This window comes from Serratia sp. OLAL2, from assembly GCF_002752475.1.
In the GTDB taxonomy this organism is placed as follows: Bacteria; Pseudomonadota; Gammaproteobacteria; order Enterobacterales; family Enterobacteriaceae; genus Serratia; species Serratia bockelmannii.
Genome location: NZ_MSTL01000018.1, coordinates 498,286 through 510,366 on the forward strand (window position 1 = coordinate 498,286; position 12,081 = coordinate 510,366).

Annotated in this window: 8 protein-coding genes; 3 read left to right on the forward strand and 5 right to left on the reverse strand. The window is 59.6% G+C overall.

Annotated elements, in window-relative coordinates:
- Window positions 1-19: 19 nt before the first annotated feature.
- The 4 genes from BVU99_RS15795 to BVU99_RS15810 form a co-directional block, all read right to left on the reverse strand.
- Entirely contained in the window at window positions 20-1,498 is a 1,479-nt protein-coding gene (locus BVU99_RS15795) for an efflux transporter outer membrane subunit (protein ID WP_049295642.1), read from the reverse strand.
- Window positions 1,482-4,655, reverse strand: a complete 3,174-nt coding sequence (locus BVU99_RS15800; protein WP_049295641.1) for an efflux RND transporter permease subunit — start codon at window positions 4,653-4,655, stop codon at window positions 1,482-1,484. The genes BVU99_RS15795 and BVU99_RS15800 overlap by 17 nt, the downstream gene beginning before the upstream one ends.
- Window positions 4,652-5,812, reverse strand: a complete 1,161-nt coding sequence (locus BVU99_RS15805) for an efflux RND transporter periplasmic adaptor subunit (RefSeq protein WP_275541958.1) — start codon at window positions 5,810-5,812, stop codon at window positions 4,652-4,654. The genes BVU99_RS15800 and BVU99_RS15805 overlap by 4 nt, the downstream gene beginning before the upstream one ends.
- Window positions 5,813-5,983: 171 nt before the next feature.
- Window positions 5,984-6,553 carry a DJ-1/PfpI family protein gene (locus BVU99_RS15810; RefSeq protein ID WP_043143542.1) on the reverse strand — a complete coding sequence of 190 codons (570 nt, stop codon included), beginning with the start codon at window positions 6,551-6,553 and terminating at the stop codon, window positions 5,984-5,986.
- Window positions 6,554-6,889: 336 nt separating this feature from the next.
- On the opposite strand from BVU99_RS15810, the gene BVU99_RS15815 reads away from it, so the two are divergent.
- Window positions 6,890-7,879 (forward strand): ankyrin repeat domain-containing protein, encoded by a 990-nt coding sequence (locus BVU99_RS15815; protein WP_089180916.1) that lies wholly within the window; start codon window positions 6,890-6,892, stop codon window positions 7,877-7,879.
- Window positions 7,880-7,946: 67 nt separating this feature from the next.
- Here the strand turns inward: BVU99_RS15815 and BVU99_RS15820 are convergent, their stop codons facing one another.
- On the reverse strand, window positions 7,947-9,221 hold the full coding sequence (locus BVU99_RS15820) for a Glu/Leu/Phe/Val dehydrogenase (RefSeq protein ID WP_043143546.1): 1,275 nt from the start codon (window positions 9,219-9,221) through the stop codon (window positions 7,947-7,949).
- Between the two features lie 618 nt (window positions 9,222-9,839).
- Here BVU99_RS15820 and BVU99_RS15825 point away from each other — a divergent pair.
- Both BVU99_RS15825 and BVU99_RS15830 read left to right on the forward strand, forming a co-directional pair.
- Complete coding sequence (locus BVU99_RS15825) at window positions 9,840-11,297, forward strand: amino acid permease (protein ID WP_025302876.1); 1,458 nt, start codon at window positions 9,840-9,842, stop codon at window positions 11,295-11,297.
- A 110-nt stretch (window positions 11,298-11,407) separates the two neighbouring features.
- Entirely contained in the window at window positions 11,408-12,028 is a 621-nt protein-coding gene (locus tag BVU99_RS15830; RefSeq protein ID WP_016927684.1) for a PAS domain-containing protein, read from the forward strand.
- Window positions 12,029-12,081: the final 53 nt, after the last annotated feature.

The window sequence follows — 12,081 nt, forward strand, 5'->3', positions numbered from 1 at the left end:
GCTTCCCATCGCGGGAAGGTCAAGGTTTACCGCCAACTTTTTTCGCTATGGCCGAATTGCCTGCGCCGCGGCAGTCGCTCATCGCCGTTGCGCACACTTCCCAGCCACCGCCGAGCGCTTTATAGATGCTCACCACGGCAAGCCGCTGCCGGGTGTGTGCGAGCTCCACCGCCCGCCGACTGCTGAAGTCGGCCCGTTCGGCTTCGAGCACCTCCAGGTAAATGCCCTGTCCCGCCGCAAAGCGCAGCCGTGAGAGCCTTGCCGCCTCGCGGTTCGCCGCCGCTTCGAGCAACCGCAGAGCAAGCAGGTCGGCCGCTTCGGCGTAGGCTTTGAAGGCATCATCCGTTTCACGCAGCGCACGCAGCACCGTCTGGTCATAAATCAATAACGCCTGTCGCGCCTGCGCCTCGCTGGCAGCGATCCTGGCGCGCACGCGGCCGATATCAAGAAATGACCAACGAATGATTGGCGCGATGAAGCCAGACAGCACGCCGGCGCCATTTATCGCATCGAGATTGCCGGCGACCAGCCCGATCGAGCCTCGTGCCTCAACATGCGGGTAGAGATCTGCTGTTTCAACGCCAATCCGGGCGGTGGCCGCGGCCAGCTCCCGCTCCGCCGTCGCAATGTCGGCGCGTCGGGCAAGCAGGGCGCCGGGCGTACCCACGGCGATAGTCCGCAGCGCAGGCAGCTGACTCCCCCGTTCGGTGGCCGGAGGACGGAATGTTTGGGGCGTTTCGCCAAGCAGCGTCGCCAATACGTTGACGGCGGCGGATCGGCGGCGTTCCAGTTCCGGCGTCGTCGCCTCGACGCTGAGCAAGAGCGCCTCGGCGCGCAATCGGTCAACTTCGCTGGCGACGCCGGCGCGCATTTGTCTTTCAACCTGCGCCAGGCTTTCACGCTGGCTTTGGTTGATGTCGGCGACCACCTTAAGTTCGGCCTCAAAACCGCGCAGTTCGAACCAGGTGGCGGCCACTTCGGCGGCGACGCCCGCCTGAACGCCCCGCAGCACTGCTTCACGGCTCCCTGCTTGCGCCTGAGCGAGTTCAACCGAGCGCCGAACGCGCCCAAAGAGGTCGATTTCCCATGCGGCGTCAAGCGCGCCGCGGTAGGTTTCCGCATGGCGCGGCTGGGCGGCCATTTTTTCTGCCTCCCCCCGTCGACGCGTCTCATAACTCAACGCGACGTCGCCGCGCGGCAGGAAATCCTGCCGTTGTTCACGCAACAGGGCCTTGGCTTCGTCTAACCGGGCGACGGCGATGCCGACATCATGGTTCGCCGCCAACGCGCGCCGAATCAATTCGGTGAGCGCCGGATCGTCGAAGATGCGCCACCATGCGATCTCGACATCGCCGGCGCCGAGTCCCACCGGCGATGGGCCGAAGCCGGAGAGAGCCCGGGGGGCGGGCGGCGAGTAATCTGGACCGACCGCTGCACACCCGGCTAACAAGGCGATCGCACTCAGCGGCAATAAAAAGGTTCTACGAAGATTTCTCATCAGACTCGCTCCTTACGCTGGCTTTGCCTTTGGTACGGTATTGCTCGAATCGCGCCGTCAGGCCGCGAATCACCACATAAAACACCGGTGTCAGGAACAGGCCGAACAAGGTCACGCCCAGCATGCCGGCGAATACCGCAACCCCCATGGCATGGCGCATTTCCGCACCCGCGCCGCTGGCGAAGATCAACGGAATGACGCCGGCAATAAACGCGATCGAAGTCATCACGATCGGTCTTAACCGCAGCCGGCAAGCCTTAATCACAGCCTCGAGCGTGTTAGCACCTTCATCCTCCAGACCGCGGGCAAACTCGACGATCAGGATGGCGTTTTTAGCGGCCAAACCGACCAGCACAATGAGGCCTATTTGCACGAAAACGTTGTTGTCGCCCCCCAACAGCCAGACGCCAATCATGGCGCTCAACAGACACATCGGCACGATCAGCAGTACGGCCAAAGGCAGCAGCCAGCTGTTGTATTGCGTGGCCAGAATGAGATAAGCGAGCAGTACGCACAGTGGGAAAATGAACAGCGCCGCGTTGCCCGCGAGCTTTTGCTGATAGGTGAGATCGGTCCATTCGACGGTCATGCCTTCCGGCAGCGTCTCTTTTGCCAGTTGCTCCATCAAGGCCACCGCTTGACCGGAACTGACACCTATCGCCGCGCCGCCCGAGATATCAGCCGATGGGTAGCCGTTGTAACGGATGATGCGATCCGGGCCGGAGCCGGGCGTCACGGTAACAAAGGAAGACAGCGGCAGCATGTCACCGGCCGCGTTGCGCACCTGCAGTCGGCCGATGGCTTCCGCCTGCATGCGATGGTCGGCATCGGCCTGGGCGGTCACCTTGTAAGTGCGGCCAAATCGGTTGAAGTCGTTGATGTAAAGCGAGCCGAGGTAAATTTGAAGCGACTCGAACACATCCGCCAGGCTGACACCCTGACTTTTCGCCTGCGTACGGTCGATAACCACATCAAGTTGCGGCGCATTGATGTCCAGGCTGGTCATCAGACCGGCGACCTGTCCCGATTCGGTGGCTTTCACCATCAGGAGCCGCGTGTGCTCAACCAGAGACTCAAGCCCCACGCCGCCGCGATCTTCCACCTGCATCTTGAATCCGCCGGTGGCGCCGAGACCGGGGACGGGCGGTGGCGGAAATACGCCGAGGAAACCATCGGGAATGTCGGCGAACTTCGCCTGCAGCCGACCCGCTATGGCTGACGCGGCCAGATCGGGCGTGGCGCGCTCTTTAAACGGATCGAGCATAACGAACATCACGGCGGCGTTCGGCACATTGACGAAGCCGTTGATAGACAGCCCCGGAAAGGCCACGACGCTTTCCACGCCGGGTTCCGCCAGCGCGATCTTCGACATCTGTTTAACGACCGCATCGGTGCGATCCAGCGAGGCCGAGTTGGGCAGTTGGGCGATGCCGACGAGATAGTACTTATCCTGCATGGGCACGAAGCCCGGCGGTACGGCCTGGAAGCCGAAAAACGTCAGAACGAGCAGCCCGCCGTAAATGGCCAGCGCCACGCCGCTGACGCGCACCGTTTTACGTACGGCATTGGCATACGCGTCCGGCGCGCGTTGGAAAGGCCGGACGGCGGCTTGCAAGATACGCTGAATGCGGCCGGGAGCGCGATGTTCCGCCGGGTGCGGCCGCAGCAGCAAGCCGGCCAGCGCCGGGCTGAGCGTCAGGGAATTGAGCGCCGACAGCAGGGTAGAAATGGCGATAGTCAGTGCGAACTGCCGGTAAAATTCCCCTTGTAAACCGCTCAGGAACGCCGTTGGGATGAACACAGCGGCCAACACCGAGGTGATGGCGACGATCGGCCCGGTGACTTCATCCATGGCGAGCCGTGCGGCTTGCTGCGGCGTTTTACCGTTTTCGATGTGCCGTTCGACGTTTTCCACCACCACGATCGCGTCATCGACGACGATGCCGATAGACAATACCAAACCGAACAGAGACAGCGTATTGAGAGAGAAGCCCATCAAATGCATGATGGCGAACGTGCCGACCAGCGAGACCGGCACCGCGAGCAGCGGAATGAGTGAGGCTCGCCAGCTACGCAGGAACACCACCACCACGATCACCACCAGCAGGATCGCTTCCAACAGGGTCGTCACCACCGACTCGAGCGATGCCCGCACGAAAACCGTGGGATCATAGGCGATTCGTGAGCTGAGCCCGGCTGGGAAGTCGCCTTCCAGGCGTTTGACGGTCGCTCTGACCGCCTGAGCGACGTCCAGCGCGTTGGCGCCCGGGCTCTGAATGATTTGCAGCGCGACGGCCGGCTCGCCGTCGAGCAGGCTGCGCAGCGCATACGCATCGGCGCCCATGTCTATACGGGCGACGTCGCGCAAGCGGGTCACCTGGCCGTCGCTGCCGGTGCGGATGATGATATCGCCAAACTGTTTCTCATCGGCCAGCCGCCCCAGGGTATTGACCGTAACCTGAAATGCGGCATTGGAATCGGGCGCCTGACCGACGGAACCGGCCGCCACCTGCACGTTTTGCTCGCGCACCGCAGCGATCACATCGCCGGCGGTTAGCCCGCGTGCGGCGATCAGATCCGGATCCAGCCAGAGCCGCATGCTGTATTCGCCGGCTCCCCAAACCTGGACATCGCTGACGCCCGGAATACGGGACAGCTCATCACGAACCTGCAGGTAAGCGTAATTCGAGATATACAGCGGATCGTAGCGTTGGTCGGGCGACAGAAGATGCACCACCATCAGGATGTCCGGTGAGGTTTTCTGCGTCACCACGCCCTGATGCTGCACCTCTGCAGGCAACCGGGGTAACGCGCGCGCCACCCGGTTTTGCACCTGGATCTGCGCCATGTCGGCATTCGTTCCTTGCGCAAACGTGACGGTCAACGTCATTCGGCCGTCGGTCGCCGCCTGTGAAGACATATAAAGCATACCTTCGACGCCGGTGATGGCTTGCTCCAGCGGCGCGGCCACCGTTTCCGCGATCACATTGGGATTGGCGCCGGGGTAAGAGGCGGTCACTTGGACGGTGGGCGGCGTGACCGCCGGATATTCGCTCAGCGGCAATTGGAACAGCGCCACGATGCCGGCGATCAACGTCAAGATGGAAAGAACAATGGCGAAGATCGGGCGTTTGATGAAGAAGCGGGGAAACGTCATGTCGCATCTCCCATCGTGTTCGGTTGTGTTGCAGGCGTGCCGTCAATCATCGAAGGGCGGGGTGTGACCGCCATGCCGGGGCGCACCAGCCCTTTCACCACGATGCGTTCTCCCGGTTGCAGCCCTCGCTCTATCACGCGCATTCCATCAACAACCGGGCCAAGTTCTACCGGGCGGTATTCGGTCTGGTTGTTTTTATCGACGACCAGGACATAACGACGGCTTTGATCGGTGCCAATCGACAGATCGGCGATCAACACCTTGGCCTGTGGCGCGCCGGTTTCCAGCTTGATCTTGGCGAACAGCCCCGGGGACAGCCGTCCATCGGGGTTATCGATCACCGCGCGCAGGCGTACCGTGCCGGTCGTCCGTTCAGCAGCATTGGCGATAAAGTCGACGCGGCCGGGACGTGAGTATGTTTTGTCGCCGATCAACGCCGTCATGACCTTGATCTCATGCGTTGCCGTCTTGTCGCGCCAGGCGGCCAGCGATTGCAAATAGGTGCGTTCATCGACGTCAAAGTAGATGTGGAGTGGGGTGACGGAAACGATGGTGGTGAGCGCCGTGACGCCGCTGGCGACATAGTTGCCTTCGGTGATGAGCGTCCGCCCGACTCGCCCGGTGATTGGCGCGGTGACGCGCGTAAAGGTCATGTCCAGTTGCGCCGCCGTCAACGCCGCCTTTGCCGCGTTGACCTGCGCTTTACTCACATTCATCGCGGCAGTGGCGGCATCAAAACGCTCGCGGGCGATGACTTTTTGGTTGAACAGCGTTCGGGCGCGCGCAAAGTCGGCCTGGGCGAGCATAGCGGTGGCTTCAGCCTCTTGCAGCCGCGCCGCTGCGGCGTCCAGCGCCGCCTGGAAGGGCCGCGGATCGATACGAAAGAGCGGATGGCCTTTTTCAATGACGCGCCCTTCAGGGACGTTCACGGCCTGTATGTACCCGGCGACCCGCGGCCGCAGCTCAACGCGCTGGACGGCGGTCAGGTAACCGCTGAATTCGACAAAAGGGGTGACCGGACGCACCAGCACCTCGGCCACCGGTACGGCGGGTGGCGGCGGTGCGGTGGCGGACGGTGCGCTGTCGTTGCATCCGGCAACGGCGAAAGCGATGCTTACCGCCGCTGCCGTCGAGAGGAGAGTTTTAGCTTTCATCATTTGACCTTTTCTACCGACGTCGACTGTGGAATTGACTGCGTAGCAGCAGCTCATCCTGCGTTATCCGGCTTCCAACGTTGGCAAGGTCAAGCGATTTAGGGCGGGGGCACTGATACCCGCATGACGAGTGACAATAACCTCGTGCCGCAAGAGCGGTACGAGGTTGCGCGTTTACTGCTCCAATACCTCGGCGAATTTCGCCAGCCACTGCGGATGCGCCGGCCAGGCCGGGGCGGTGACCAGATTGCCGTCGACGTGCGCCTGATCGATGCCGATCTCCGCATAATGGCCGCCGCCGAGTCGCACCTCCGGGGCGCAAGCCGGGTAGGCGCTGCAGGTGCGGCCCTTCAACACCCCGGCCGCCGCCAGCAGCTGCGGGCCGTGGCAAACGGCGGCGATCGGTTTTTTCGCGGCGTCAAACGCCTGCACCAGCGCGATCACCTCGGGGTTCAGGCGCAGGTATTCCGGCGCCCGACCGCCGGGGATCAAGAGCGCATCGTAGTGCTCTTCTTTGGCGGCGGCGAAGTCGGCGTTCAGGGTGAAACGGTGGCCGGGCTTCTCGCTGTAGGTCTGCGCGCCGTCAAAGTCGTGGATCGCGGTCTGGATGTAGTCGCCGACGGCTTTGCCGGGGCACACGGCGTCCACCCAATGGCCGATCATCTGCAATGCCTGAAACGGCACCATGGTTTCGTAATCTTCGGCGTAGTCGCCGACCAGCATCAGGATTTTTTTCTTGCTCATGATCACAACTCCTGCAGGAGGGGGAATGCCTAAGGTATAGCCCAGCGCCCCTGGGAATGCGAACCGCAAAGTGCTGTGGAATACACGATTAAAAAGCGTAAAAATTGAGTTGACTTTCTTGGCAAGAATAAAGGCCATAATTATCTTGGCGGTCTAATCAGTAATGAATTTGATTTTCGTTTGTTTCCTATGGTAGAAAAACGGCTCCCCACTAAAATGGAAGAGAAATCTGTTAGCACGCTTCATACGAATACTTCAGAGTTCTGTGATTATGACCATTGCGTAATAATGGAAAGCACTTGTTTAATTTTTTTATTATTTTGAAGGAACAAAAAAATGCCTATTTTAAATCGCTGTGCCACAGCCTGCGCACTGGCGCTGAGCCTGCTGGGGAGCTCGGTTGCAGCACACGCTGGGGAACAAGAGGAACTTACCCAAAAACTCGATGAGTCGGTAATGACGTATGCTTACTCTAAGAGTAGTAGCGATATGGACACCATTAATGAACTGATAAAAAATGGCGCTCACCCTACTATTCAAACGTTATGGTATGCCGCCTATTACAAACAGCCGGCGCTGCTCGATCGTTTTCTTGATATGTCGGTGAATGTGAATCAAGCCATCAGTGACAATGGAGAAACCGTATTGTTGTCAGCGTTGGGAAATACCGACAAGTCTGAATTATCCGATGATGACCTTCACATTTTACAGAGCTTGCTAAAAGCAGGTGCCAATACCAACGTCATTGCACAAGGGGGGACTAATACACCACTTATTGCCGCCGCCCAAAGCCAAGGAGCCGCGCCCGCGCTGGTAAAACTGTTGCTGCAATCTGGTGCGGATGCCAAGCAGGTTACCCCGCAGGGATTCTCACCGATAATGGGGGAAGGGGCGACTAATCTGGAGGTCATCAAACTGCTGGTAGCCGCCGGTACAGATCCTTATGGCGTCAGCAAGGTAGGATCAACGCCTTTGCACTTTGTTTGCACGCGGGATGCTTCCCAAGACGGCCAGCCGGACCCGCAAGCGGCACAGCGTATCGCCTTGTTGCATAAACCCGGAACCTCTATCGATGCTCAACCGCCCCAGCAACAGGCCTGGCCTGTTGGCACACCACTGCTGGAAAGCCTGACCAGCAATAATCCTGACTGCGTCAAGGCGTTGTTGGCTGCGGGTGCCGATAAAGATGCGCTGGCTTTCCCGGCAGAGTATGTGGCAGCAGATCCAAGCGTAAAAGGTAAAACGGTTCGTCAGAATATACTCGGGTCGGCAGAAAAATATCCCGACCTGTATTCGCCAGAAATCGTGGCCTTGTTTCAAAAATAGGTGAAACGAAAAAGGGGGCTTTCGCCCCCTGAAACAATGGCCCGCTCGCAGGCCAAATAAGCCGGCATCAACCTGGGTAGATGCCGCGCTCTTTACGTGCGGTCAGGATGCGCTCACAAGCCACGATGTAAGCCGCGGTGCGCAGGCTGCACTCTTTCTCTGCGGCCTTGTTCCAGACGTGGACCATCGCGTCGGTCATGATCTTGTCCATACGCTCGTTGATCTCGGACTCGCTCCAGAAGTAGCTCGCCATATCCTGCACCCACTCGAAGTAACTGACCGTTACGCCGCCGGCGTTACAGATAACGTCCGGAACTACGGTGATGTTACGGGAGCGCAGAATGTCGTCCGCTTCTGGGAAGGTTGGGCCGTTAGCCCCTTCCAGCACCAGCTTGGCGCTGAGGATTTCGGCGCGCTGGCGGGTGATCTGGCCTTCCAGCGCCGCAGGGATCAGGATGTCCATGTCAACCGACCAGAACGCTTCGCTCTCGATCTCGCTGGCACCCGGGAAGCCGGCGATCTGCTTGTGCTTGGCCTGGTATTCGGTCAGCGCGACCAGATCGATACCGTTGGCGTTGAACAGGGTAGCGGAGTGGTCCTGGATGGTGACGACGCGAGCGCCGACGCCGACGAACAGACGGGCCGCTTCGCTACCCACGTTACCGAAGCCTTGTACCGCCACTTTGGCGCCTTCGATCTGCACGCCCAGACGCTTGGCCACTTCGCTGCCGGTGACGAACACGCCGCGGCCGGTCGCTTTCTCACGGCCCAGGGAACCGCCGAGGTGGATTGGCTTGCCTGTCACTACGCCGGTGATGGTGGTGCCGTGGTTCATGGAGTAGGTATCCATCATCCAGGCCATCACTTTGGCGTTGGTGCCGACGTCCGGCGCAGGGATGTCTTTCTGTGGCCCGATGATGAAGCCGATTTCGCTGGTGTAGCGGCGGGTCAGTCGCTCCAGTTCACCTTCAGACAGTTTGAACGGATCGACGCGGATGCCGCCCTTGGCGCCGCCGTACGGCAGGTTGACCGCGGCACACTTGATGGTCATCCAGGCGGACAGGGCCATCACTTCGTTCAGATCGACGTCAGGGTGGAAGCGGATACCGCCTTTACCCGGCCCGCGCGACAGGTTGTGCTGTACGCGGAAACCTTCGAAGTGACGGATGGTGCCATCGTCCATCTGCAGCGGGATATCAACAATCAAAGCGCGTTTAGGGTGACGCAGCGTATCAACCCAGCGTGAGAGGTCGCCGAGGTAAGGGGCGACGCGATCGATTTGTTGCAGATATGTAGCCCAAGCGGTGGTGCTGCTGTCTGAAGCGTAGGATAGCTTTTCCATAACCAACCTTTATATTTTAGAGGTATTTATTTCGTTTAACCGTGGATTAGCAAGCGCATAACACTTTGCGACGCTAAATTTACCACTAATTATGCCGGTTGTTAGCCCCCCTCTCATCGGGCCAGCGGACGGTTTTTCGCCGCCTGCAGGGCGGCAAATGAATAGTTAATTACTTTTTGTCGACGGTGAGCGAGCTCATGCATATTTTATGCATATAAAGCGCATAAAAACCCTTTTTATCTATTTTTCAGAAGCTTGAATGTGATCAAAAAGTTTCATTTTATTTAACTGCCATGTTGACAATGGCATTTCCCCTCGCCAGAGTTAAATTAATGTTAAAACGACTCCGGCATCGTTTTTTTGTTGCACAAGGGAAAGTATAACCATTTGATATTTTAGTGTTTACCCACCACGCTCAGGCTATGTTCGCCAAACGTGGGCGATACGACGGCTCACGAGAGCATTTTCTCGGTACCCATTATTATTACCTCCCTGTCACAACAGGGCGGGCAGCGTTCGGTCTCACTTTTTTGCCGGTTAGAACGCCCACGGGCGTTTCACTCCTGCTGCAGCCGCATATCGGTTGCTTAATCGCCTTAATGACGGACAGGTAACACCATGACAAAAAATCACTGCGATCGGCTGAACCCAGGTTCAGCCGAGGGGCCAAACTGTGCCCAAACCTTGCAGCGCGGGCTGAGCGCGCGCCACATTCAACTGATTTCGATCGGCGGCGCCATCGGCACCGGGCTGTTTATGGGCGCCGGGAAAACCCTCGCGCTGTCGGGCACCTCCATCGTACTGACTTACGCCATCGTCGGCTTTTTCATGTTCATGGTCATGAGGGCGATGGGGGAGTTGCTGCTCACGCGGCTCGATTACCGTTCGTTCGCCGATTTCGTCTCCGAATACCTGGGGCCGCGCGCCAGCTTTTTTCTCGGCTGGTCCTACTGGCTGAGCTGGGTCGTGACCTGCATTGCCGACGTGGTGGTGTGCGGCGGCTACGTGCAGTATTGGCTGCCTAACGTCTCGCCCTGGTTGCCAGCGCTGCTGACGCTGGGGTTTCTGTGTCTGTTCAACATGCTGTCGGTCAAGATGTTCGGCGAAGCCGAATTCTGGTTTGCGATGATCAAGGTGGTGGCGATCGTCGCGTTGATCGCCACCGGCGCCTGGATGGTGTTCAGCGGATGGACCTCGCCGGACGGCGTGACCGCTTCGCTGCATAACGTCACCGATCCCGCCATTTTCATGCCGCACGGCATCTTCGGCTTTTTCGCCGGGTTCCAGATCGCCATTTTCTCCTGTACCGGCATCGAGCTGTTGGGCACGATGTCGGCGGAGACCAAAAACCCGCAGAAGGTGTTGCCGAAGGCGATCAACGCGATCCCGGCGCGCATCATCGTCTTCTACGTGTGCTCGATGCTGACCATTATCGCCGTCACCTCGTGGAGCCACATCTCGCCGGACAGCAGCCCGTTCGTGATGCTGTTCGATCGGGCGGGGCTGCCGGCTGCCGCCGCGGTGATCAACTTCGTGGTGCTGACTTCGGCGATGTCCTCGGCCAACAGCGGGGTGTATTCCAGCACCCGCATGCTGTACAGCCTGTCGATGGAAAAGCACGCCCACGGTCAGTTCCGCATTCTGTCTCGCACCACGGCCATTCCGATCCGCAGCCTGCTGTTTTCCTGCTTCTGCATGGTGGCCGGCACCTTGCTGCTGATACTGGTGCCGAACGTCATGACGCTGTTCACCATCGTCTCTACCGTGGCGGCAATCCTGGTGGTTTACAGCTGGGGCATGATTTTGGTCGCCTACCTGGTGTATCGCCAGAAGCGACCGGATCTGCACGCCGATTCCAATTTCAAAATGCCAGGCGGGGTCGCGATGGCCTGGCTGACGCTGGCATTCTTCGCCTTTACGCTGGTGCTGATGGTGTTCGATAGCGAGACGCTGATCGCGCTGTGCAGCATGCCGCTGTGGTTTACCACGCTCGGGCTGATCTGGCGCTATCGGGTCCGCGACAGCGTGGCGCGCGAGAGCTACGTGTTTTATCGGCGTGGCGCCGAGGCGGAATAACCGGCAAAGGATACGCCGCTTGCCGCCGCTCCACTCGGCAAGCGGCGGCAACTGCGGTATGCTAAGCGGCTGAACAGCAAACCAAACCGGGCCATACGGAGACCCCCAGCGTGCCGAACTCTTCTTCTCAACTCGAACTTTTGCGCTCGGTCGCTGACGGCATCGCGGCGCTGTTTTTCCCGAATGCGGAAGTGGTGATCCACGATCTGGCCACCAACAAGATTGCCTATCTGGCGAACAACCTGTCGAAGCGCAAACCGGGCGACGACGCCGGGCTGGAAGACTTCGAGCTCGATGGCGGCGCCGGCGTGACCGGCCCCTATGAGAAGCTGAACTGGGACGGCAAAAAGATGCGTTCGGTGAGCATTGCCGCACGCGACGAACAGGGCAAGCCCAGCTATCTGCTGTGCATCAACCTGAGCACCGCGATGTTCGAGGACGCCCGCAACGCGCTGGACATGTTCCTGTCGGTCACGCGATTGCAACCTCAGCCACAAGAGCTGTTCAAAGACGACTGGCAGGAGAAGATCAACACTTTCCTGCACGATTGGCTGCGGCGCGAAAACGCCGCGCTCGGCGCGCTGAGCCGCGAACAAAAACGGCGACTGGTCAGCGATCTCTACCATCAGGGCGCGTTCAAGGCCAAAAGCGCCGCGGACTACATCGCCAATGTGCTGTCGATGGGGCGCGCCACGGTGTACAAGCACTTGCGGGAATTGAAGCAGGAGTAAAGGCGGCGGGAAAGGGCACGACGCCCCAGGGCGAATGCCGAGGTAGCGCAATA

What these genes read in the sequence shown, in the direction of transcription:
- BVU99_RS15820 (WP_043143546.1), bottom strand. Translation starts at nt 9,221, where the DNA reads ATGGAAAAGCTATCCTACGCTTCAGACAGCAGCACCACCGCTTGGGCT.
- BVU99_RS15825 (WP_025302876.1), top strand. Translation starts at nt 9,840, where the DNA reads ATGACAAAAAATCACTGCGATCGGCTGAACCCAGGTTCAGCCGAGGGG.
- BVU99_RS15805 (WP_275541958.1), bottom strand. Translation starts at nt 5,812, where the DNA reads ATGATGAAAGCTAAAACTCTCCTCTCGACGGCAGCGGCGGTAAGCATC.
- BVU99_RS15795 (WP_049295642.1), bottom strand. Translation starts at nt 1,498, where the DNA reads ATGAGAAATCTTCGTAGAACCTTTTTATTGCCGCTGAGTGCGATCGCC.
- BVU99_RS15810 (WP_043143542.1), bottom strand. Translation starts at nt 6,553, where the DNA reads ATGAGCAAGAAAAAAATCCTGATGCTGGTCGGCGACTACGCCGAAGAT.
- BVU99_RS15800 (WP_049295641.1), bottom strand. Translation starts at nt 4,655, where the DNA reads ATGACGTTTCCCCGCTTCTTCATCAAACGCCCGATCTTCGCCATTGTT.
- BVU99_RS15815 (WP_089180916.1), top strand. Translation starts at nt 6,890, where the DNA reads ATGCCTATTTTAAATCGCTGTGCCACAGCCTGCGCACTGGCGCTGAGC.